At 43.1% G+C, this 22,215-nt stretch carries 22 protein-coding genes and 1 pseudogene; 5 read left to right on the forward strand and 18 right to left on the reverse strand.

The features are described from left to right. Window positions 1-154 precede the first annotated feature (154 nt). A complete protein-coding gene (locus E2K74_RS13125; protein ID WP_151208106.1) occupies window positions 155-757 on the forward strand; it encodes an alpha-E domain-containing protein in 603 nt (200 codons plus the stop codon). Window positions 758-1,086: 329 nt separating this feature from the next. Continuing rightward, window positions 1,087-1,821: a proteasome-type protease gene (locus tag E2K74_RS13130; protein ID WP_151204412.1), complete on the forward strand. Its 735-nt coding sequence runs from the start codon at window positions 1,087-1,089 to the stop codon at window positions 1,819-1,821. 68 nt (window positions 1,822-1,889) lie between these two features. Here E2K74_RS13130 and alr read toward each other — a convergent pair whose 3' ends face one another. The 13 genes and pseudogenes from alr to ppsA form a co-directional block, all read right to left on the reverse strand. Next, window positions 1,890-2,966 (reverse strand): alanine racemase, encoded by a 1,077-nt coding sequence (alr, locus tag E2K74_RS13135; RefSeq protein ID WP_151208107.1) that lies wholly within the window; start codon window positions 2,964-2,966, stop codon window positions 1,890-1,892. A 41-nt stretch (window positions 2,967-3,007) separates the two neighbouring features. Further along, window positions 3,008-4,450: a replicative DNA helicase gene (gene dnaB, locus E2K74_RS13140; RefSeq protein WP_151204410.1), complete on the reverse strand. Its 1,443-nt coding sequence runs from the start codon at window positions 4,448-4,450 to the stop codon at window positions 3,008-3,010. 221 nt (window positions 4,451-4,671) lie between these two features. Further along, window positions 4,672-5,118, reverse strand: coding sequence for a 50S ribosomal protein L9 (gene rplI / locus E2K74_RS13145; RefSeq protein ID WP_151204409.1), 447 nt, complete (start codon window positions 5,116-5,118; stop codon window positions 4,672-4,674). Between the two features lie 9 nt (window positions 5,119-5,127). Beyond that, window positions 5,128-5,355 (reverse strand): 30S ribosomal protein S18, encoded by a 228-nt coding sequence (gene rpsR, locus E2K74_RS13150; protein WP_004278792.1) that lies wholly within the window; start codon window positions 5,353-5,355, stop codon window positions 5,128-5,130. 12 nt (window positions 5,356-5,367) lie between these two features. Then, window positions 5,368-5,754, reverse strand: a complete 387-nt coding sequence (rpsF, locus tag E2K74_RS13155; protein WP_004696436.1) for a 30S ribosomal protein S6 — start codon at window positions 5,752-5,754, stop codon at window positions 5,368-5,370. Between the two features lie 145 nt (window positions 5,755-5,899). After that, a pseudogene (locus tag E2K74_RS13160) lies at window positions 5,900-6,253 on the reverse strand (DUF3142 domain-containing protein); the annotation flags it as partial. Window positions 6,254-6,556: 303 nt separating this feature from the next. Beyond that, on the reverse strand, window positions 6,557-7,435 hold the full coding sequence (gene cyoE, locus E2K74_RS13165) for a heme o synthase (protein WP_151208109.1): 879 nt from the start codon (window positions 7,433-7,435) through the stop codon (window positions 6,557-6,559). A 10-nt stretch (window positions 7,436-7,445) separates the two neighbouring features. Next, window positions 7,446-7,772 (reverse strand): cytochrome o ubiquinol oxidase subunit IV, encoded by a 327-nt coding sequence (locus tag E2K74_RS13170; protein WP_151204407.1) that lies wholly within the window; start codon window positions 7,770-7,772, stop codon window positions 7,446-7,448. Continuing rightward, window positions 7,772-8,389 carry a cytochrome o ubiquinol oxidase subunit III gene (cyoC, locus tag E2K74_RS13175; RefSeq protein WP_151204406.1) on the reverse strand — a complete coding sequence of 206 codons (618 nt, stop codon included), beginning with the start codon at window positions 8,387-8,389 and terminating at the stop codon, window positions 7,772-7,774. The genes E2K74_RS13170 and cyoC overlap by 1 nt, the downstream gene beginning before the upstream one ends. A gap of 4 nt (window positions 8,390-8,393) precedes the next feature. Further along, entirely contained in the window at window positions 8,394-10,382 is a 1,989-nt protein-coding gene (gene cyoB, locus E2K74_RS13180) for a cytochrome o ubiquinol oxidase subunit I (protein WP_151204405.1), read from the reverse strand. 2 nt (window positions 10,383-10,384) lie between these two features. Next, the gene (cyoA, locus tag E2K74_RS13185) at window positions 10,385-11,494 is read right to left on the reverse strand and encodes a ubiquinol oxidase subunit II (RefSeq protein ID WP_151208110.1); all 1,110 of its coding nucleotides are present in this window, start codon (window positions 11,492-11,494) and stop codon (window positions 10,385-10,387) included. A gap of 301 nt (window positions 11,495-11,795) precedes the next feature. Further along, entirely contained in the window at window positions 11,796-12,593 is a 798-nt protein-coding gene (locus tag E2K74_RS13190; protein WP_151208111.1) for an RDD family protein, read from the reverse strand. Window positions 12,594-12,990: 397 nt separating this feature from the next. Next, a complete protein-coding gene (gene ppsA / locus E2K74_RS13195) occupies window positions 12,991-15,369 on the reverse strand; it encodes a phosphoenolpyruvate synthase (protein ID WP_151208112.1) in 2,379 nt (792 codons plus the stop codon). A gap of 154 nt (window positions 15,370-15,523) precedes the next feature. Between ppsA and E2K74_RS13200 the strand changes: the two genes are divergently transcribed. After that, entirely contained in the window at window positions 15,524-16,360 is an 837-nt protein-coding gene (locus E2K74_RS13200; RefSeq protein ID WP_151204401.1) for a pyruvate, water dikinase regulatory protein, read from the forward strand. Between the two features lie 231 nt (window positions 16,361-16,591). Here E2K74_RS13200 and E2K74_RS13205 read toward each other — a convergent pair whose 3' ends face one another. The 4 genes from E2K74_RS13205 to E2K74_RS13220 all read right to left on the reverse strand — a co-directional run bounded on the left by E2K74_RS13205 (window position 16,592) and on the right by E2K74_RS13220 (window position 19,695). After that, window positions 16,592-17,164 (reverse strand): flavoprotein, encoded by a 573-nt coding sequence (locus tag E2K74_RS13205; RefSeq protein ID WP_151208113.1) that lies wholly within the window; start codon window positions 17,162-17,164, stop codon window positions 16,592-16,594. Between the two features lie 261 nt (window positions 17,165-17,425). Beyond that, the gene (locus E2K74_RS13210; protein WP_151208114.1) at window positions 17,426-18,430 is read right to left on the reverse strand and encodes an LLM class flavin-dependent oxidoreductase; all 1,005 of its coding nucleotides are present in this window, start codon (window positions 18,428-18,430) and stop codon (window positions 17,426-17,428) included. Between the two features lie 141 nt (window positions 18,431-18,571). Further along, window positions 18,572-19,066, reverse strand: coding sequence for a glycine zipper domain-containing protein (locus tag E2K74_RS13215; protein WP_151208115.1), 495 nt, complete (start codon window positions 19,064-19,066; stop codon window positions 18,572-18,574). Between the two features lie 194 nt (window positions 19,067-19,260). Continuing rightward, window positions 19,261-19,695 (reverse strand): glycine zipper domain-containing protein, encoded by a 435-nt coding sequence (locus E2K74_RS13220; protein ID WP_151208116.1) that lies wholly within the window; start codon window positions 19,693-19,695, stop codon window positions 19,261-19,263. Window positions 19,696-20,035: 340 nt separating this feature from the next. Here E2K74_RS13220 and prfA point away from each other — a divergent pair, with 340 nt between their 5' ends. Together prfA and prmC are read left to right on the forward strand one after the other, a co-directional pair. Beyond that, window positions 20,036-21,124 carry a peptide chain release factor 1 gene (gene prfA / locus E2K74_RS13225; RefSeq protein WP_151208117.1) on the forward strand — a complete coding sequence of 363 codons (1,089 nt, stop codon included), beginning with the start codon at window positions 20,036-20,038 and terminating at the stop codon, window positions 21,122-21,124. Continuing rightward, the gene (prmC, locus tag E2K74_RS13230; protein ID WP_151208118.1) at window positions 21,124-21,942 is read left to right on the forward strand and encodes a peptide chain release factor N(5)-glutamine methyltransferase; all 819 of its coding nucleotides are present in this window, start codon (window positions 21,124-21,126) and stop codon (window positions 21,940-21,942) included. The genes prfA and prmC overlap by 1 nt, the downstream gene beginning before the upstream one ends. A 28-nt stretch (window positions 21,943-21,970) precedes the next feature. On the opposite strand, the gene E2K74_RS13235 is transcribed toward prmC, so the two are convergent. Continuing rightward, a partial coding sequence (locus tag E2K74_RS13235) for an IS30 family transposase (RefSeq protein WP_151205968.1) occupies window positions 21,971-22,215 on the reverse strand: 245 nt, incomplete at its 5' end.

A 22,215-nucleotide genomic window follows, 5' to 3' on the forward strand; every position in this document is an offset into this window, starting at 1 on the left:
TGATTTACATTTTTTAAGTTCAGTTTAGTGTGCTGAAATAGTATCGAGCAGTTTAACGCGATAAGCGATCTCTGGTGGTAGTTTATCCTAAGGGTAAGAAAAAAATACGGGAGTAGTTGACAATCTGCATTCACAGCCAACGAAGGAAAACGTCATGGTCTTGTTGAATACCAATGCGCAGCATATTTTTTGGTTAGGTCGATATTTATCCCGAACCCAGTTTTTATGTTCGCATTTTCCATTTCTGGATGATGAGGCGGCACTTAATTATGCCCATGCCTTTTGCCTACCGGCTTTTGATGCCAGCTCGTTAAATGAGTTAATCCTGGATGCGAAACAACCCGCTTCTTTCAGGTACTATTTTAAGCAAGCTCAGGAGAAGATTCAGAAGTTACGGGGAGTTTTATCAGCCAGCGCCTATTCAGAACTGAGCAGGCTGATTAAAACTACTCATGAAAATGCTGCTTATATCTGTGATGTTGTTCATGATTGCGAAGATGTCTTGGAGGCAGAATCCCCGGATATCTTTTTATTTTTCAGCTTGGGCCAGTCTTTAGATCAACTGGATCAACAGCTACGTTTAGCCATAGACACTCAAAAGACCTTAACTAAAATTGATTATCTTGTTGAAACTTTAGTTGAGATGGGATGGGAAGATTTGGAGGAATACTGGCAGCAATTACGCCGTACACCGAGTTCCATCCAGTTTTATCAGTTCAGTGATCATATTCATCAGTTATTCGAGGCTGATCTCTAATTGAAGGTGAACCGACTTATTACAGGCGATATGCTATTGGTTTTTAATCTACCATTTCTGCATGTATCTTGTTTAAGTCGAAATAAGTGTGCTATGCGATATTTTTGAGGCCCGTCATTTAGTAAGTCATGCTTGGGCAGAAGTATAAATTAAGAAAAAGTAGTATTGTCTTGATATTAGTCATCAGCTGTGTAGGGCAAGTACCGAGGCATATATTGCCGCTGGTTGGGATGATCAGGATGTAACCCGCATGCAGGGTAACGGAAAAGGAGGAGAGGAATCTATGTATTCTATCTTCCAGATATTAGGCTGTTAACAGGAATCAAATAATGACCTATTGTTGTGCACTACGTTTAGAACAAGGAATGGTTTTTATTAGTGACACCCGAACCAATGCGGGTGTGGATCATATTTCAGTATTTCGTAAACTATATACTTTCGGGGTGGATGGAGAGCGTCTGATTGTGGTTCAAGCCTCGGGAAACCTGGCGACAAGCCAGGCGGTGATTGGTCACATTAAAAACCATCTGGAGTTGAAACAGGAGCCGAATATACTCAGTTTGCATACCATGTTTGATGTGGCAGAGCTGATTGGCAGTATACTGAAAAAAGTCATCGCCAATGTTACTGAGGATGTGCAGGAGCAAAGTACCTATTATTGTAATTTGCTGGTGGGCGGACAGATTAAAGATCAGGAAATGCAGCTTTACCATATTTATCCGCAAGGTAATTTTATTTGCTCGACAACGGATACGCCATATTTCCAGATTGGAGAAAGTAAATACGGCAAACCGATTTTGGACCGCGCCTTGACCTATGATATGCCATTAGATGAGGCGCTGCGTTGTTCTCTCATCTCTTTTGCCTCAACTTTACGTTCTAATGTATCTGTGGGAATGCCACTAGATGTGCTGGTGTATAAAAAAAATAGTCTGATGATGCCGAAGGGTAAGCGGATTGCAGAAGATGATAAGTATTTTACTGATATTAGCCGTCAATGGTCGGAAACTTTAAAAAAGGGTCTGGCAGAATTACCGACGCCTTCAAGTGAGTATTTTCTTTAATAAGTAATAAATGATCTCGGACAATAAAAAGCCCCACTCAAGGTCGGGCTTTTTATTGCTGATAAAATTTATGTTGACAGCACTTTACGTCGTGGGCGGTTGGTCAGACGGCAAAGCAGCTCATAACCAATGGTGCCATTGGCTTCAGCCACATCATCCACCAAACGGGTTTGCCCCCAAAGCTCAACCTCGGTGCCTAAATCTACATTTAAGCCCGTGACCTCAATTGCAATCATGTCCATGGCTACGCGACCAATCACACGGGTAGTCTGGCCATTAATCGCAACATAGTTTTGTTGAGAGAAAGCACGCGGATAGCCATCCCCATAGCCAATTGAAACAATGGCTAAATCCATATCTTGGTCAGCGGTAAAGGTTGAACCATATCCCACAGACTCTCCCGCTTTAATTGAATTCAGCGCGATAATTTCTGCGGTAAATGTCATGACAGGTTTTAAGTCCAGGTCATGAATTGTTTTATCTGCAAAGGGGGAGGCGCCGTAAAGCATAATCCCGGGACGAACAAAATCAAAATGCAATTCGGGATACTTATAAATCGCTGCCGAATTACAGCAGGAACCCATGAGCGGCGCACAGTCATTTTTGACTTCAAGGAACTGGCGAATCTGTTCGTCATTTAAAGGATGATCAGCATCGGCATTGGCAAAATGCATCGCCAGGACGCAATTAAAGCCTTCGGCTTTGAGCTGATGAATAACATCTTTAATGTATTCAAGCTTAAAACCAAGACGGTTCATGCCACTATTCAGTTTAACCCAGACTTTCAGTTTTTTAGCGTTATAGGCCTCTTTATAGGCCAATAGCCAGTCTAGCTGTTGCTGGTGATGCACAACAATTTCAATATTTTGTTCAATGACCACTGGCATTTCATCAACTGAAAAAACCCCTTCAATCAGGGTGATGGGCTGCTGATATCCGAGTTGGCGGATTTCCAGAGCTTCTTGCAGGCAGGCGACCCCGAAGGCATCACTCTCTTTTAAGGCTGCTAAGCAGTCTTTAACTCCATGTCCATAAGCATTGGCTTTGACCATGCTGACGATTTTAGCGCTTGGGGCAAGTTGTTTGACACGGTTTAAATTATATTGCAGGGCAGAACTGTCAATATAAACTGTAGCTTGACGCACCCTAAATTACTCCTTAAGGGACGGTGGAAATGTGAGAATGATTACTCATCATCCTCATACTGAGCATAGAACTCAGGAGACAGATTACTAAAACGGGTATATTGACCTTCAAAGGCCAGACGAACGGTGCCAATTGGACCATTACGCTGTTTACCAATAATAATTTCGGCAGTCCCGGCTTCTTTGGATTCCTTGTTATAAACCTCATCACGGTAAATAAACATGATCAAGTCGGCATCCTGCTCGATCGCACCAGATTCACGCAGATCTGACATCACCGGACGTTTATTTGGCCGGTTTTCCAGAGAACGGTTGAGCTGGGACAAGGCAATGACCGGACACTGCATTTCTTTGGCCAGTGCCTTCAGGCTTCGGGAAATTTCCGAAATCTCACCGACACGGTTATCCCCCATACCAGGAACTTTCATCAGCTGCAAATAGTCGACCATGATACAGCCCAGTTTACCGCCATGCATTTTGGCAATACGGCGCGCACGCGCACGAACTTCTGTTGGTGGTAGGGCAGATGAATCATCAATATAGAGGTGCTTTTCCTGTAAATGCACAATCGTACTGGTCACTTTGGACCATTCATCACTATCCATTTTACCGGCCCGTAAATGCCCCTGATGCACACGGCCAAAAGAAGAAATCATACGCATGGCAATGGAGTCAGCGGGCATCTCCATTGAATACACCAGAGCTGGCAAATTATTATTAAACAGGACGCTTTCGACCAGATTCATGGCAAAAGTGGTTTTACCCATAGATGGACGCGCTGCAACAATAATTAAATCACCGGCCTGCATCCCGGAAGTTTTATTATCCAGTTCTACAAAGCCTGTAGTCAGACCAGTAATACTGCCTTCCATTTGTGACAGTTCGTTCAGCTTGTCAAATACATCGGCAACGACGGTGTTAATCGCTTTCGGGCCTTGCGCCTTGGCATTATTATTATGCTGTTCGGCAATCGAGAAAATATTGGTTTCGGCCAGATCCAGAATTTCACTGACTGGACGACCTTTGGTGTCATAGGCGTTCTGCAAAATTTCAGAACTGACCTTAATCATGCTACGAAGGGTGGAGAACTCCTTAATTTTACCTGCATAAGTTTCCAGGTTATAGAAACTTGAAGGAGAATCTGCCATCAATTGCATCAGGTATTCTTCACCGCCAACCGCTTCCAGTAAGTTTTGCTTGATCAGCCAGTCATGTACCAGCACAGCATCATAAGGTGAGTTTTCTTTGGACAGCTGTTCAATTGCACGGAAAATATATTTGTGGCGTGTTGCATAGAAATCATTTTCGGTCAGTACGTCGCCAACCTGTTCAAAAGATTCAGCCACAGTCATCAGGGCAGCAAGTACAGCTTGTTCAATCGCTAAATTGTGAGGTGGAGTGCGAAACTCCTTGAGACTGCTATTTTCAGTAACAATTTCTGGTTTAGCGCTAGTTGCCTTGATGCTGGCATTCGCCTGTGACATATAAATCCCTGATTTTAAAAACAATGGTCAAATATTATCGGAGATGAATAGCTTTCATTCACTACGATATGAAATGATACGCGCTCTGGCATCAAATGCGAAGCCTAATTTTTTATCAACACGAATAATAAAATGAATTTTAAACAGTCGAGTGGGAGGACTGACATTTTTTAGAGATAAAAAAAGAGCATGCTCACGCATGCCCTTTTTATGGTGAGAAATTACTCAGCTACGATTGTAACTAGAACTTCTGCAACAACATCATGGTGCAATTGAATTGCGATGTTGAATTCACCAGTGTTGCGAAGTGCGCCATTTGGAAGACGAACTTCAGCACGGTCAACTTCAAGACCAGCATTTGTCAACGCGTCAGCGATGTCACGAGTACCGATTGAACCGAATAGTTTACCTTCGTCACCTGACTTAGCAGTAATAACGATGTTTACTTCGTTCAATTGGTCAGCACGTGCTTGAGCAGCAGCTAAAATATCAGCTTCTTGCTTCTCAAGTTCAGCACGACGAGCTTCAAAAGCAGCAGTGTTTGCTTCAGTAGCAGCAACTGCTTTACCTTGAGGGATAAGGAAGTTACGGCCGTAACCAGCTTTAACTGAAACTTTATCGCCTAATTTACCAAGGTTTTTAATGCGTTGTAATAAGATAATATCCACAGCTCAACCTCACTTATGATTGTCAGTGTAAGGGATCAAAGACAAGTAGCGAGCTTGTTTGATAGCAAGCGCTAATTGACGTTGATAACGAGCTTTAGTACCTGTAATACGGCTAGGAACAATCTTGCCATTTTCAGTGATGTACTGTTTTAAAGTGTCGATATCTTTGTAGTCGATATATGTAACGTTCTCAGCTGTAAAGCGGCAGAACTTGCGACGACGGTAGAAACGTGCCATGTTATGTTCTCCTTATGCTTCAGCAGAGTCTTGAGCTTGTTGTGCTTCTTCACGTTGAGCTTTACGCGCACGTTTTTCTTCAGCACTTTTAGCCAGTAAAGACTCTTCAGTGATAGCGTTTTCACGACGGATGATAAGGCTACGAATGATTGCGTCATTATAACGGAATAATTCTTCAAGCTCATCAAGAGTAGTTTGACCACACTCAACATTCATTAGAATGTAGTGAGCTTTGTGGATCTTGTTGATTGGGTAAGCCAATTGACGACGGCCCCAGTCTTCAAGACGGTGGATTTGACCTTCAGCTTCTTTGATGTGAGTTAGGTAACGTTCTACCATACCCACAACTTGATCGCTTTGGTCTGGATGTACCAATAGTACGATTTCGTAGTGACGCATTGTCAGCTCCTTACGGTTTACACAGCCCCAATTTGGATAAATTGAAGCAAGGAGTCACAACCTGGGTTGTGTCGCAGTGTTTGCGAAGCGTGAATTTTAGTGGGTTTTGGTAAAAAATACAATAGGATTGGCATAAATTGCATGATCAAAATCTTGGTTTTGTTCTGAGCAGCAAGAGGATATGGTCTTTAAATAGGGGAGACTGCTGATAATTTAAGTGAGGGTTGAATCTTCCATGTTGTACCAAGCCCACCTTAAAAGCCAAACCCAATTGGCGAGTGTGTTGCAAAGAAGTTTCATAATCCACAGCGGTGCGTATCCCTGTTTGAATAGACATTTCATCATTATTGGCCAGCTTGGGGGCATCCCGAAAATTGGTCCAGTCCAACAAATTGGTAATACTGAGTTGATATTGACGAGGCAATTTCTGACGCAGCTGATGTAAAAATAAAGCACACTCATATAGATTTTGGATTTTATTATCGAAATCAATCTGTAAGCCTTTTACCTGATTTTCTCGCTACTACCACTGACTGAGTAAACTCAGCACCTGTTGATAGTCTTGTGTACTCCAGCTTAGCTGATGACTAGCCGGATTTTTTGCTCTTATGGTCGTGGTGCAATACCTTGCCGAATAACTGACAGAATGAAGACTAGAAAATAATAATAAAGCGGCTAAATACAGTATGGAGCTTTTTATAATTGCTATATGAAATGAACATTTTTAATTTATTTTGAATATTTTGTTTTAGCAAAAACTCCATAAAGAGAAATAAAAAAGATAGAGACTAACTCTATCTTTTTAAAAAAATACGATTGGATTGGCGGGTAGAGTAGAGGTAAAACTGAATGAAATACTGATAATGGTAATCAGCAGGACAGAAAACAGAAAATAACGTTTTGCCCAGAGCTGGTCATTTTCAGCCTTAAATCCAATTACTCCTAAATACAGCCAATAAATACAAAGCGCATTGAGAATAATGACATAAATCCAGTTTGCATAGCCATAGATAAATAGTGCATTCATTGTCAGTGTAAATAATACGACATAAATAAATGACTCAATCTTGGTCCGATAAATCGAACGAGCTACAGGCAAAATTGGAATATTGGCATTGTTGTAGTCATCAAAGCGGTAAATTGCAATTGCCCAAGAGTGGGGCATTTGCCAGAAGGCATAACCTAAAAAGATGAGTAACGCACCCATGTCAAACTGACCGACTACAGCCGTATAGCCAATGACAGGTGGAGATGCGCCGGAAATACTGCCGACAATAGTTTGATGAATAGTCGTTCGTTTTGTCCATAAGCTGTAAAAACCAACGTATACGACAAAACCAATGACCGCGAATAGGAAAGCGTATGCATTTACCCAAAACCATAAAATACCAAAACCAATCACACCTAGCACCAGGGCAAAAGCCAAGGCTACAGGAACAGAAATAGTTTTTTGCACCAGAGCACGGTTTTGCGTGCGCTGCATTTTCTGGTCGATGTCCTGATCAATAACGTTATTGACCACACATCCTGAGGCAACTACAAGCGTAGTACCCAGAAGAGTAAGGAGCAAGAGAAGGAAATCTACAGAACCTTGAGTGGCTACAAAGTAGCCACCCAAAGTGGTAACGAAGTTACCAAAGAGAATCCCTGGCTTCGTCAGGAATAAATACTTTTTCAGCATGACAACCAGTTTAGATCATCATGTTGTAGTGTAGGTAATTCATGATCCATACAGAACCCACTAAAAGAATAGAGATGGTTAAGATGGTATACACGAATGCAATCACGTTCCAGCGCTGCTCTGAAGAAGAGTTCATGTGCAAGAAGTAGATTAGCTGTATAAGAATCTGGGCAACTGCAGTAATCGCAATGACTGTGATCAAGATACCGCGACCAAAACCGCCTGCCATGACCATACCAAATGGAATGATAGTCAGAATAACAGACAGGATAAAGCCGATTGTATATTGCTTAGTGTTACCGTGTGCTGCACCAGCTGAGTTATGATCGTGACTCATTACAGAACTCCCATCAAGTAAACTACGCTGAATACACAGATCCAAACGATGTCAAGGAAGTGCCAGAACAAGCTTAGGCAAGCAAGACGACGTGTGTTTGCCAGAGTCAAACCATATTTCTTGATTTGAACCATTAACACGATCATCCACACCAGACCAGAAGTTACGTGAATACCATGCGTACCAACTAGAGTAAAGAACGCAGATAAGAACGCACTTGCGCTTGGACCGTGACCTGCATGAACTAAATGATTGAACTCATATAGCTCCATGCCGATGAAGATTGCACCGAATACCCAGGTAATTGCTAACCAAGTTAATACTTTTGCAACATCTTTTTTGTATGCAGCAAGAACCGCAAAACCAAAAGTTACAGAAGAGATCAAGAGAGCAAAGGTTTCAGTTAATACAAAACCTAAAGAATCGCCAAAAAGATCTTTTGCACTTGGCGTACCCACTGGAATGTGGCTACTTAAAACAGCGAACGCAATGAAGAGTGTACCAAACAGGATAAGGTCACTCATCAAGTAAGTCCAGAAACCAAAGACTGTGATGTCAGTATCATCGTGATGATGCTCATCGTGTCCGTGGTTCTGATGATGAAGTACTTCAGCCATTGTCTTAGTCCTTCTTCAAGTGTTTATCAAGGATCGCATAGCGTTCGTTTTCAATACGCTCTACTTCAGCAGCCGGAACATAGTAATCCACTTTCTTGGTGAAAGAAGAAACGATGAAGCTGATAATTGAAGCAATGAAAGTAACGAATACTAACCACCAGATGTGCCAGATTAACGCAAAGCCCATTACGGTGATAAACATAGCGATAACGAAACCAGCAGCACGGTTAGTCGGCATGTGGATGTCTTCATACTTCGTTGGTTTTGCATAAGCAACACCATTTTCTTTGTCAGTCCAGAAAGTATCAATACCATTGATCTTCGGAAGATAGGCAAAGTTGTAGAACGGAGCAGGGGAAGAAGTAGACCACTCAAGCGTACGACCATCCCATGGATCGCCAGTCAAATCTAGACGTTGGTCACGCTGTAGGAAGCCAACTACGATTTGCATAATGAAACATACGATACCAAATGCAACTAGGACAGAACCGAACATTGCAATGTTTACATACGGATCCCAGTCTGGGTTGTCAAATGTATTCAGACGACGAGTCATACCCATGAAACCAAGGATATAAAGCGGCATGAATGCAAAGTAGAAACCGAAGAACCAGAACCAGAACGCCAGTTTGCCCCAAGTTTCATTCAGTCTCCAGCCAAACATTTTTGGCCAGTAGAAAATAATACCTGCGAACATTGCAAATACTACACCACCAATAATTACGTTATGGAAGTGAGCGATCAGGAACAAAGAGTTATGTACCAGGAAGTCCGCTGGTGGAACCGCCATCAATACACCAGTCATACCACCAATACCGAAAGTCACCAGGAAGCCCAGTGTCCATAGCATTGGCGTAGTGTAGACAATACGACCCTTATACATGGTGAATAACCAAGAGAAGATTTTCACACCTGTAGGAATCGCAATAATCATGGTCATGATACCGAAGAACGCGTTAACGTTGGCACCTGCACCCATGGTAAAGAAGTGGTGAACCCATACAACGAATGACAATACTGTGATTGCTACTGTTGCATACACCATCGATTTATAACCAAATAGCGTTTTGCGGCAGAATGTTGCTACAACTTCTGAGTAAATACCAAAAGCAGGTAAAATCAGAATATATACTTCCGGGTGACCCCATGTCCAAATCAGGTTTACGTACAACATCGGGCTGCCGCCTAGGTCGTTCGTAAAGAAATGGAAACCGAAGTAACGGTCAAGCGTTAGCATTGCAATTGTTGCAGTTAACACCGGGAATGCGGCAATGATCAGTACAGACGTACATAGTGCAGTCCAGGTAAAGATCGGCATTTCCATCAGCTTCATGCCAGGTGCACGCATTTTAATGATGGTAACAAAGAAGTTAACACCCGTTAGAAGCGTACCGAGACCAGAAATCTGTAGTGCCCAGATATAGTAATCCATACCGACGCCAGGTGAATATTCAATACCTGACAGTGGTGGATACGCCATCCAACCTGTTGCTGCGAATTCACCTAGAGCAAGTGAAACCATCATCAGACCCGCAGCACCAGCGAATAGCCAGAAGCTTAAAGAGTTCAATAATGGGAATGCAACGTCACGTGCACCGATTTGAAGCGGTACAGAGATGTTCATTAAACCAACAACAAGACCCATCGCTACGAAGAAGATCATGATTACACCGTGTGCGGTGAAGATCTGGTCATAGTGTTCAGGGTGTAAGTAGCCTTCGCCACCACCTTTTGCAAGGAACTGCTGAAGACGCATCATGATCGCATCGGCGAAACCACGCACCAGCATAATCACTGATACGAGGATATACATGATACCAATTTTTTTATGGTCTACCGATGTGAACCATTCGTTCCACAAGTAGCCCCATTTCTTGAAGTAGGTAATACCGGCAACAACTGCGATACCACCCAAGATCATCATTGCAACTGTGACCAATACGATTGGATCGTAAGGAATTGCATCTGGACCTAACTTACCTAAGAAGCTCATTCTTATTCTCCTTGAGAAGCAGTCGCATGTTCAACAGCTACATGAGCTTCAGAAGCCGCAGCTTCATCATGAGCAGCAGCGTCAGTCGCTGTAGCCTCTACAGCCGGAGCTGAATGGTCAGCACCATGGTAGTTACTCATATAGTTATTAATCACAGATTCAAACAAGCCCGGCTCTACAGAAGAATAATAAGTCACAGGATGTGGCTGAGTCTTATATGGACCTTCTGCCTGAGCAGTTGCAGCGAGTTTTTTCTCTAGATCTGTTCTTGCATTACGAACCATTGCATCAATTTGTTTTTGTGAACGGTTGCCATCACGTAAGGCTGCAAATTCAGCTTGATCTAAAACAGTCTTTTGAACTGCTTTTGAATTGACTGAAGTACCATTACCTGACTGAACAGCAGAAACCCATTCAGCAAACTGAGCATCTGTCACAGAGTGAGCACGGAAATGCATTTGTGAGAAGCCGTAACCTGAGTAGTTGGAAGAGAAACCGCGGTAGCCTTCAGCCGGGCTAGTTTCATCAGCCAAGATATTCAAGTGGGTTTGCATACCTGCCATTGCATAGATCTGACCACTTAACGCCGGGATGAAGAACGAGTTCATCGTGAAGTTAGAGGTTAAACGAAGGCTTACCGGAGTTTTCTCAGGGAAACGCAATTCGTTAACAGTTGCAATATTTTGCTCAGGATAGATGAAAATCCATTTGAATTGTTCTGCAATTACTTGAACAGTTAGTGGTGCTTTATCCGCCTCAATTGGACGGTATGGGTCATACTTGTGGGAACCCCACCAAGTTAACCAGGCTAAAACACCAATAATAATGACAGGAATACCCCATACTACAATTTCAATCGCAGTAGAGTGTGCCCATGTAGGTTTATAGTCTGCGTCTTTATTCGATGCGCGATATTTCCAACCGAACCATAATGCCATAATGATAGATGGAATAACCACCAACAGCATTAAGTAGATCGCAGTCATCATCAGGTTACTTTGACCTTCAGCAACTGGACCTTTAGAGTTCAGAAGTACTAAATCACCACCACACCCAGTTAAGAGTGCAGCCATCGCAGATAAAGACAATACAGCTAAAATTGTTTGTCTCATTTTACAACCTCGGTGAAGAGTCCCATTCCCTAATTTAATATGGGATAGCGATTAAAGTGTGGCATGACTAAAAAGGCTGATTTTTTATAAAAACATCCTTCTGGTCACAACACACCGCTACGTTGTGGGGCATTATGCCTGATATTGATAAACTAAGCTATATATAAAGGTGCTTTAAATCCCTGTAAAAGAAACTGATTTTGCTGGTCGGGATTTAAGAATAATTGTTGGAATTTTATTTTAATTTCAAAGTAATGAAGGAAAATGGGATGCACTCCATCCCATTTAAAAGATTGATAAGTTATTGTTTTACGACTTGTGTTTTAGCAAGTTTATCATGCAGGGTCTGTCGTTTTTCCCCCAGACCAAAAGCCCAGTCAATGATTGTGCTGATTGGCATAAGCATGATATTCAAGAAAATAAAGCACACACTACGAATTGTAAAAGCACGTAGCAGACTGGTTTTCTCCCCAGTTTCAGCATCTACAATCTTAATTTTGGTTAGTTTTTTCCCGATACTCTGTCCTGATTTCGCAATCAGAAAAGCCTGTATCGCCAGCATGATAATGAGGTAAAGCGCGGTGGCGATCCAGGCCTGCTGTGAGAACATTTCGAACATTTGGGTTTGTAATTGTTGTGCCAGAGCAGGGTCAGCATTGCTGTCCAGCATGACATTTATAAACTCCTGATTCAGGGTTGCAAACTGAGTTTCCTGTGCCGGTGTAAAGAAAGCTGTCAAAATGAACGTCGCAGGAAGCCACAATAACAGATCAACAATCTTGGCAAGAATACGACTCGGGATGCTGGCCAGCTCATTTTTATTGGTTGTATGTTGAGCGTGGGTCTGCGTAGAAGAGGCTGGGGTTGAGGTGGTGTGCTGATAGGTGGTTGATGCAGGTGCAGGCGCGGGGGGGATATAGCCCTCAGGCATATATACTGATTTTCCTTGCGTCAGTTCACCTAAAGCCTTCCACTCTGTCATACCCTGATGCCAAGCCAGATCAGTCAGTAACACTTGCTGGTCAGCAAGCATCTGATTGAGTTGTTCCAAGGTATAAGGACCAGCTTGTTGATTATTTCGTGCCAAGTAAATCTGCATATAAACTGAATCTCAAAATGTAAATTTGAAAAAAGAACTGAAATCAGACTTTCTTGCGTTTTATGTTAAAACAAATAGAAGCGCCTGTGTTTAGATATAGAGATAAATTCAGTATTTTCAAGAATATTGATAACCGAAATTCTCTCTGGGTGAAACTAGTGTAGCAAGGATTCGTGATTTTAGTACTCGAATATGGATTTCAGTGCTAATTAATTATGGCAATTTATAGAGTAATTAAATGTTGGTATTTGTTTGTTCTTGGATTAGGAATGTGTACAGAGTGACCTATATTAAAATAATTAAAAATCAATGGACTAAGCTGTTCTGGAAACTGATTTATCACTATCTTTAAGCCATAAAAAAGACCCTGAAACGGGTCTTTTTTATCAGCATTTAGTTATGCTTTTTGAGCTTTTTCTTCAGCCAGGAAGAACCAGGTATCTAGTACAGAGTCTGGGTTTAGAGACACAGATTCAATGCCTTGTTCCATGAGCCATTGTGCAAGATCTGGATGGTCTGAAGGACCTTGACCACAGATGCCTACATATTTGCCTGCTTTACGGCAAGCATGGATAGCCATCGAAAGTAGCGCTTTAACGGCTGGATCACGTTCATCAAACAGGTGAGAGACGATACCAGAGTCACGGTCCAGACCAAGTGTAAGCTGAGTCAAGTCATTTGAACCGATTGAGAAGCCATCGAAGTGTTCCAGGAACTGTTCAGCTAATAATGCGTTCGTTGGCAATTCACACATCATAATAACTTTCAGGCCATTTTCGCCACGTTTCAAGCCATTTAGGGCAAGAAGTTCGATTACACGTTTTGCTTCAGCAACTGTACGTACGAATGGAATCATAATCTGTACGTTGGTTAAGCCCATTTCGTCACGTACTTTCTTCAGTGCGCGGCATTCAAGTTCGAAGCAGTCACGGAAGTTGTCAGACACATAACGGCTGGCACCACGGAAGCCCAACATAGGGTTTTCTTCTTCTGGTTCGTATAACTTACCACCGATCAAGTTGGCATATTCGTTTGACTTGAAGTCAGACATACGCACAATCACTGGCTTGTCAGCAAATGCAGCAGCAAGGGTAGAAATACCTTCGACCAGTTTTTCTACATAGAACTCAATCGGAGACGCATAGCCCGCAGTACGTGCCATAACTGCAGCACGAGTTTCACGTGGCAGGCTGTCAATATTTAATAGCGCTTTAGGATGCACACCAATCATACGGTTGATGATGAACTCCAGACGAGCTAAGCCAATCCCTTCGTTTGGAATTTGTGCAAAGTCAAATGCCCGATCCGGGTTACCGACATTCATCATGATTTTGAACGGCAGTTTTGGCATTGATTCGATAGAGTTGGTTTGAATTTCGAAATCAAGTGCGCCTTCATAAATGAAACCAGTATCACCTTCTGCACATGATACCGTCACTTCCTGACCATCTGTCAGAACTTCGGTAGCATTACCACAGCCGACAATCGCTGGAACGCCAAGTTCACGAGCAATAATAGCCGCATGACAGGTACGACCACCACGATTCGTCACAATAGCAGCAGCACGCTTCATCACTGGTTCCCAGTCCGGGTCAGTCATGTCAGATACAAGTACGTCACCATCTTGTACTTTGTCCATCTCTTTAATAGAGGTCACGATACGGACTTTACCAGAACCGATGCGTTGACCGATTGAACGGCCTTCACAAATTACGGTGCCACGTTGTTTTAACAGGTAGCGCTCCATTGTACCAACGTTTTCACGGCTCTTTACAGTCTCAGGGCGTGCTTGAACAATGTAAATTTTACCGTCATCACCGTCTTTCGCCCATTCAATATCCATTGGTGAGCCATAGTGATTTTCAATGATGATTGCTTGTTTAGCAAGTTCTTGAAGTTCTTGATCATTCAGTGCGAACTGTTGACGATCTGCTTTTTCTACATCCACAACAACTACAGACTTACCTGCAGCACCTTCCTCACCGTAGATCATTTTTTGGTGTTTAGAACCTAGGTTGCGGCGTAAAATCGCGTGTCGACCAGCATTGAGAAGAGGCTTGGAGACATAGAATTCATCCGGGTTAACCGCACCCTGTACTACCATTTCACCCAGGCCATAAGATGCAGTGATAAATACCGCATCACGGAAACCAGATTCTGTATCCAGCGTAAACATTACACCGGCAGCACCTGTTTCAGAGCGAACCATGCGTTGTACACCTGCAGAAAGGGCAACCACGTCATGGGCAAAATTTTGGTGTACACGATAAGAAATTGCGCGGTCGTTGTACAAAGAGGCGAACACTTCTTTAATTGCGATCAGCACGTTGTCAATGCCGCGAATGTTCAAGAAGGTTTCTTGCTGGCCTGCAAAAGATGCATCGGGTAAATCCTCTGCGGTCGCAGATGAACGAACGGCAACCGCGATGTCAGGGTTGCCGTTTGAAAGCTCTGCAAAAGCTGTACGAATTTCTTTTTCTAATTCCGCTGTAAGTGGAGTATCCACAATCCATTGGCGAATTTTTGCGCCAGTTTCAGCCAGAGCATTTACATCATCTACATTCAGTGCTGCAAGCTCTGCATTAATTTTAGCGTTTAGGCCACTTTGCTCGAGGAATTCACGATAGGCATTTGCAGTTGTTGCAAAACCACCTGGCACTGATACACCAGCATTTGATAAATGGCTGATCATTTCACCTAGTGATGAGTTTTTCCCACCAACAAGCTCAACGTCGTGCTTCCCTAATTTTTCAAGACCAATTACGCGCGCTTCCAAAGTTGTTACTCCACTTTTGCAGTATTAATCACTATCTTGGCATGAGAGTATAGCAAATCGTCTAGGTTTTTGATTTTACTAAGCGACAGTCATGTAAGATCGGTTTACTATAAAGATTATATAGCACTAAGACAAATGTTTGAGGAGAATTTTAATGTCAGAAGGTAAACAAATTCAGCGTAGTGTTTTCTTTATTTCAGATGGTACTGCCATCACCGCTGAAACGCTTGGCCACTCGCTGTTAGCGCAGTTTCCACATGTAAAATTTGACATTCATATTATCCCTTACATTAGCTCTGAAGAAGCCGCTACAAGTGTGGTGGCAGAGATCAATGCAAGAGCTCAAATAGACGGTGAAAAACCTCTGGTATTTGATACTTTGGTTGATCCTTATGTGCGCGATATTATTAATACAGCAAATGCGGTAAATCTTGATGTATTTGAAGGACTTATTAGTAAATTGGCTGATGAGTTAGGCACGATTCCTACGACTTTAGTCGGTCAGACTCATGCGGTTACAGATTCTGAATCTTATAAGGCCCGTATTGATGCAGTTCATTTTGCACTCGATAATGATGATGGCGCACGTACCCGCCATTATGATAAAGCTGATTTGATCCTGATTGGTGTGTCACGTTCGGGTAAAACACCCACCTCCATTTATCTGTCTTTACAGTTTGGAATTCGTGTGGCCAACTATCCATTGACTGAGGAAGACCTGGATGACAATCGCCTGCCAGCAGTACTCAGACCGCATAAGAACAAGCTTTTCGGCCTGATGATTGATGCAGACCGTCTGGTGGCAATCCGTACCGAACGTAAAGCCAATAGCCGCTATGCAAGTTTTAGTCAGTGCCAGATGGAGCTGCGTGCGATTGAAGGGATCTATATTTCAGAAGGCATTAAATACCTGAATGTCTCGGAAATGTCGATTGAAGAGATTTCCACCCGTGTGCTACAGATGACAGGTCTCAAGCGTCGTATCGGTTGAAAAATATCCAGGACCAAGCCTTAGCTTGGTCTTGATTTATAGATAAAAATAAACAAATCTTCCAAATTTATAGAAATAAAATATGAGAATTATAATTACAGAAAATGTTTACAATCACATTGAGAAATAAAAGAGCTGAATCATTATTAATTCTGGTTACTTAAGCAGCTTAATTCTCATTGCTGAGGTGGCTTAGAGGGTCTTAAAAGTCATCGAAGCTTATGTAAATGACTATTGTGCATCATGTTCTGGTAAATAAGTATGCACAATAACTTCGACTTGATGCTGATCTCCATTAATACAATAGAGAACATTGCCTGTAATTTTCAGGATTGGCCAAGTAATGAGCTGGCAGTTTTCACGCTGTAGCGCGACATAATAATCATCGGACTTTAAGTACACTTTGGGCGGCGTTGCCAGATTAGGCATTAACTGACGTCTTAACCAGACATTGGCGACTTGATTTTCCAGATAGCGCAGTGAAAGTATGCTTTTAACCCGGTTATTGAACAGGCGTCTATTTTTGCTGATTAAAGGATGGTGAAACATGCGCTGCAAGCTACGGGTAGAGCAAGGCAAGATAAATTGCGGACTAATCTGGAAAACTTTAACGGATTGAGCTTGCTGAGTGAGCCGGTCAAGCTGACTGACCGTAAACTGATCGGTTCCGATAATCGCAATGTGTTTTCCTGCACAATCAAATTCAGCCAGTTTGGAAGAAGCAAGTTGAACTCCCGTAAATTGCTGAAAACACTCAGCCCGATTTTCAAAAATACCGATGTGTGTATCCTGCTTGCTGGACATTTGTGTTCCTTGAAATTATTTATTAATTGGTTTTATTTTGAATAGATATAAACAAAATTGTGGAACAATAAAAGCAGAAAATTTAACTTAGGCAGTCATCTAATTTATAGAAACAGAGATTTGATTTCTACTAAAGCATAGAAAGAGAGATCGCGTAAAAAGCTATTTTAAAAAGAAAAAACTTGCATCGGTGGTATGCAAGCAGTTCTTCTGCTCACGCGTGAGGATGAGCAGAATATTTCAACTTCTAATTGAGGAGTTTTATTGCCCATTCTTGATATGCATGAGCAAATCAAAGTTATGCAGGCGCTTGTCTGTATCATAAATATCACAAGTAAAAATAAACTCATCAACCTCATATTTTTCCAAGAGTAATTCTAGGCCCTGTTTTACCGTAGCTTTAGAACCTACTTGCGCCATGCCAAAGAAGTTATCTACGGACATTTTTTCAGGGGCTGACCACAGGCCTTCCATCGAATTAACAGGGGCTTTTAGTTTCAGGCTTTGACCACGAATCAGCGCCAATACTCGCTGATAAGCACTGGTGGCCAGATAGTGAGCTTCTTCATCTGTGTCAGCCACACAGGTGGGTACACCCATCGACACATAAGGGCGGTCCAGATATTCAGAGGGTTCAAAGTTGTCACGATATAATTGAATGGCCTGGCCCAGCATACGTGGGGCAAAGTGCGAAGCAAAAGAATAGGGTAGACCGAGTTTTGCTGCCAGTTGTGCACTAAACAGGCTCGAACCTAATAACCACACAGGTACGTGTGTGCTTTGGCCTGGAGTTGCCACAATGCGTTGGCCTGGAATCGGATCTTTAAAGTATTGCAGAATTTCTAAAACATCCTGCGGGAACTGATCTTCAGTTTCCTGACGGCCACGACGCAAAGCACGCATGGTCATTTGATCTGTTCCGGGTGCGCGGCCCAGCCCCAGCTCAATGCGCCCCGGATATAAGGTAGCCAGAGTACCGAATTGTTCAGCTACTATAAGTGGTGCATGGTTGGGCAGCATAATTCCGCCTGAACCCAACTTGAGAGTCTGGGTGTTTGCCAGTAAATAGCCTAAGAGAACAGCCGTGGCCGAACTGGCGATGCCGTCCATATTATGATGCTCTGCCAGCCACATCCGGTGATAACCCAGTTTTTCAGCGGTCTGTGCTAACTCTAAAGCATGTTGCAAGGAAAATTGAATGCTTTTGTCGTCTCGAACCGGCACCAGTTCAAGAATAGAAAATTGAATATCTGCGAGTGTGCGCATGATCAATCCAAATAAAAAATAATTGTAGACAGCATACGATTTTAGGCCGGTTTTGTATATCGATAAAAAACGATATAAATACAAAAGCATAAAAAAAGCATCCGAAGATGCTTGAAGGGTAAAACAGAAAAGAAGAGTAAATTAACGGCGTTTGCCATTTTTATAATGACCTAAATGGCGGCCATTATCGTGACGATTGTTATAGCGATAATCATTGTAGCGATAGCCATTTGAATTATAACGGCGATCATTACGGTCATCATAGCGGCGGTCCTCACTCACTTTCTTGCCCAGTACTGAACCACCAGCAGAGCCTAAAGCTGCACCAATCAAGCCGCCATTGCTGCCTCCCATGTTATTGCCTACTGCATAACCGGCACCACCACCCAGTGCTCCACCAATAATTGCACCATTACGATCACGTTTATTGGCTGAAACTGCTGCGCCTGCACCACCGCCAATGGCTGAACCAATGGTTGCGCCAGTTTGGCCACCTAGCTGTTTGCCTACGGCAGCACCGGCCACTCCACCCAGAGCAGAAGCAAGAGCAGTATTGGTTGAATTGCCGGCATTGGCTGCTGTCATACCCATGGCTGAGGTTGCAATAACAGCAATTATTAAATTCTTATAGTTCATGAGTACACCTATAAAATATCTGGATCTAATTTGTATAACTTATAAGTTAAGGCAGTAAATTTGAGTGAGCATGAAGGCAATGTTATAAAACTGTATGGGTTTTATCCTTTATTTATTCATAATCTTAGAAGGTATTAAAAAGCATACTAAAAAAAGCACCCGAAGGTGCTTGTTAAATATCGTGGGTTTAAAACTTAGTGATGGCGATGACGTTTTTTCCAGTGTTTAGAGCGTTTTTCCGCAGCACGATCAGCAGCTTTGTCCTTAGAAATTTTGTTACCCAGTGCTGCACCACCAGCAGCACCTAATGCTGAACCGATATAACCGCCATTTGTGCCGCCCATGTTTTTACCTACGGTATAGCCTGCGCCACCACCCAATGCACCACCGATTGCAGATTCGGTGCGGTTACGCTTGTTGCTCGCGACTGCAGCGCCACCTGCACCGCCCAGTACGGCGCCAATGGTTGCACCTGTATTACCACCCATATTTTTACCCACTGCCGTACCCGCAACGCTGCCTAAAGCACTGGCTGCTGCAACACGTGCAGTACTGTCGGCATGTGCATTAACAGTCATCATTGAGCCGGCAGCAAGTGCTGCACTCATTAAAATTGCATTGAGTTTCATGTCCAACTCCATGTCCCTACAGGACTATAATTAATTTCGATGCGCAAAATGTAACAAATCATTCGTAAAAAAATGTGAAGATCAATCTCCATATTTGCTGGCTTTGTTGGGCAAATTGTAAAATGAGCGAAGAATAAGAATGCAATCGCTTATAAAAAACCAAGCACGAGTATTTTGATCATATTGGTTAACAAATCTGAGGATCGTACAAATCTGCTAGGCGGACTTACTCAATAATGATGTTCATTAACCCAGAGAATCGTTAAACTAGGCGCAATTTTTTGATTTCGCTGTGCTAAATGAGTTTTAGTTGCAGCCTATGTTTGAGATTTTTTAGAAAATGAAAGAATCGTTACGTTTACGATTAGACCAACTCTCTGACCGCCACGAAGAACTGACTGCATTATTGGCTGATGCAGAAGTCATTTCAGATAACAAACGCTTCCGTCAATTGTCTCGCGAGCATAATGACTTGACCGAGATTAGTGAAGTCTGGAGCAGATACAAACAGGCGGAAGAAGATATTGAAACTGCGCAAGCAATGTTATCCGATCCTGACTTTAAGGAAATGGCACAGGAAGAGATCAAGGAAAATAAAGCCCTGACTGAGCAGCTGGAAGCTGATTTGAATATCCTGATGATTCCGAAAGACCCGAATGATGCAAACTCGGCTTATCTGGAGATTCGTGCCGGAACGGGTGGGGATGAAGCGGCGATTTTCTCGGGCGATTTGTTCCGTATGTATAGTCGGTTCGCAGAAACGCAGGGCTGGCGTATCGAGATACTTTCTGAAAACGAAGGCGAGCATGGCGGTTATAAAGAAGTCATTTGTCTTGTAAAAGGTGAAGGTGTCTTTGGCCGCCTGAAATTTGAAAGTGGCGCGCACCGGGTACAGCGTGTACCCGCGACCGAGTCTCAGGGCCGTGTGCATACTTCCGCCTGTACGGTGGCAATTCTGCCAGAAATTGATGTAGATACGACTGTGGATATTAATCCGGCAGATTTACGTATTGATACTTACCGTGCTTCGGGTGCCGGTGGTCAGCACGTGAACAAAACGGATTCTGCGGTACGTATTACCCACCTTCCAACGGGAACTGTGGTGGAATGTCAGGAAGAACGTTCACAGCATAAGAACAAAGCCAAGGCAATGGCGCTGCTGGCATCACGTCTGGAAAATGCCAAACGTGCTGCGGCTGATGCAGCGACTTCGGAAATGCGCCGTGACCTGGTGGGTTCGGGTGACCGTTCTGAGCGTATCCGTACTTATAACTATCCGCAAGGCCGTATGACAGATCACCGCATTAACCTGACTTTATATAAGCTGGATGCCGTGATGGAAGGTGATCTGACCGAGCTGCTCGATAGCTTGCAGCGCGAATATCAGGCTGATCAGCTTGCAATGCTGGCACAGCAGAATGGTGGCTAATGAATATTTTAGAAGCACTGGCCTTACGCGGCGAAGCTGAAAGTTATGAGCGTCAGGAAAATGCCTGGCTGTTAGAGCACATTACCAAGATTGATTCTTTTGATTTGATAATGAAGAAAGAGCAGCAGCTGACAGCAGAACAGGAGCTGGCTTATATTGAAGGTTTGGCACGTATTGCAGCGGGTGAGCCTTTGGCCTATGTCACCGGTTCGCAGCCTTTCTGGACACTGGATCTGAAAGTGACTCCAGATACTCTAGTGCCGCGTCCAGATACAGAAGTGCTGGTCGAAACTGTCCTGAAACTGGAGCTGCCAGAAGATACACGTCTGGTCGATTTAGGTACAGGAACAGGGGCGATTGCCTTATCTCTTGCATCTGAACGTCCTCAATGGGCAGTGACGGCTACAGATATTTATGAACCCACACTGGAAGTCGCCAAATATAATGCTGAAAAGCATGATTTAAATCATGTGCAGTTTGTACTGGGTTCATGGCTAAAACCATTAGGCCGCCAGTTTTTTGATGTGATCGTATCTAACCCGCCGTACATTGATGCCGATGATGAGCACATGCCAGATCTGGCGACTGAACCAGAACGTGCGCTGGTTGCGGACAAACATGGTCTGGCTGATATTGAAATGATTATTCTGCAAGCTAAAAAGCATCTTGCGGTGAATGGCTGGGTGGTACTGGAACATGGCTATGATCAGGGGGAGGCAGTACGTCAGCTGTTTACTCAGGCCGGTTATAAGCAGGTACGTACCCTGAAGGATTATGGTGGAAATGACCGCGTAACACTGGGGCAGTGGCCACATTAATCACTCATCCATGCGGGTTCTTATTGACTTAGATTAGCATTTGAAGTGCAACACCATGTTGTTGCCATAATACCTGACTCGGACTTTTAAAGCCGAGTCTTTTTCTTGGACGATGATTCAAGCGCTGAGTAATTTCTGCAATATATGCATCCGTATAGTCATTCAAGTCACTGCCTTTTCTAATATATTGTCTGATCAATCCATTCGTATTTTCATTTGTTCCACGCTGCCAGGCGCTATAGGGATCAGCGAAATACCAGTCGACATCTAATT

This window comes from Acinetobacter sp. RF15B, assembly GCF_007558235.1.
Lineage (GTDB): Bacteria > Pseudomonadota > Gammaproteobacteria > Pseudomonadales > Moraxellaceae > Acinetobacter > Acinetobacter lwoffii_C.

Coding starts and splice junctions, on each gene's coding strand:
- rpsF (WP_004696436.1), bottom strand. CDS start 5,754: ATGCGTCACTACGAAATCGTACTATTGGTACATCCAGACCAAAGCGAT.
- prfA (WP_151208117.1), top strand. CDS start 20,036: ATGAAAGAATCGTTACGTTTACGATTAGACCAACTCTCTGACCGCCAC.
- prmC (WP_151208118.1), top strand. CDS start 21,124: ATGAATATTTTAGAAGCACTGGCCTTACGCGGCGAAGCTGAAAGTTAT.
- E2K74_RS13220 (WP_151208116.1), bottom strand. CDS start 19,695: ATGAAACTCAATGCAATTTTAATGAGTGCAGCACTTGCTGCCGGCTCA.
- cyoC (WP_151204406.1), bottom strand. CDS start 8,389: ATGGCTGAAGTACTTCATCATCAGAACCACGGACACGATGAGCATCAT.
- E2K74_RS13125 (WP_151208106.1), top strand. CDS start 155: ATGGTCTTGTTGAATACCAATGCGCAGCATATTTTTTGGTTAGGTCGA.
- cyoB (WP_151204405.1), bottom strand. CDS start 10,382: ATGAGCTTCTTAGGTAAGTTAGGTCCAGATGCAATTCCTTACGATCCA.
- E2K74_RS13130 (WP_151204412.1), top strand. CDS start 1,087: ATGACCTATTGTTGTGCACTACGTTTAGAACAAGGAATGGTTTTTATT.
- cyoE (WP_151208109.1), bottom strand. CDS start 7,435: ATGCTGAAAAAGTATTTATTCCTGACGAAGCCAGGGATTCTCTTTGGT.
- E2K74_RS13205 (WP_151208113.1), bottom strand. CDS start 17,164: ATGTCCAGCAAGCAGGATACACACATCGGTATTTTTGAAAATCGGGCT.
- cyoA (WP_151208110.1), bottom strand. CDS start 11,494: ATGAGACAAACAATTTTAGCTGTATTGTCTTTATCTGCGATGGCTGCA.
- E2K74_RS13190 (WP_151208111.1), bottom strand. CDS start 12,593: ATGCAGATTTACTTGGCACGAAATAATCAACAAGCTGGTCCTTATACC.
- E2K74_RS13200 (WP_151204401.1), top strand. CDS start 15,524: ATGTCAGAAGGTAAACAAATTCAGCGTAGTGTTTTCTTTATTTCAGAT.
- E2K74_RS13215 (WP_151208115.1), bottom strand. CDS start 19,066: ATGAACTATAAGAATTTAATAATTGCTGTTATTGCAACCTCAGCCATG.
- E2K74_RS13170 (WP_151204407.1), bottom strand. CDS start 7,772: ATGAGTCACGATCATAACTCAGCTGGTGCAGCACACGGTAACACTAAG.
- rpsR (WP_004278792.1), bottom strand. CDS start 5,355: ATGGCACGTTTCTACCGTCGTCGCAAGTTCTGCCGCTTTACAGCTGAG.
- dnaB (WP_151204410.1), bottom strand. CDS start 4,450: ATGTCACAGGCGAATGCCAGCATCAAGGCAACTAGCGCTAAACCAGAA.
- E2K74_RS13210 (WP_151208114.1), bottom strand. CDS start 18,430: ATGCGCACACTCGCAGATATTCAATTTTCTATTCTTGAACTGGTGCCG.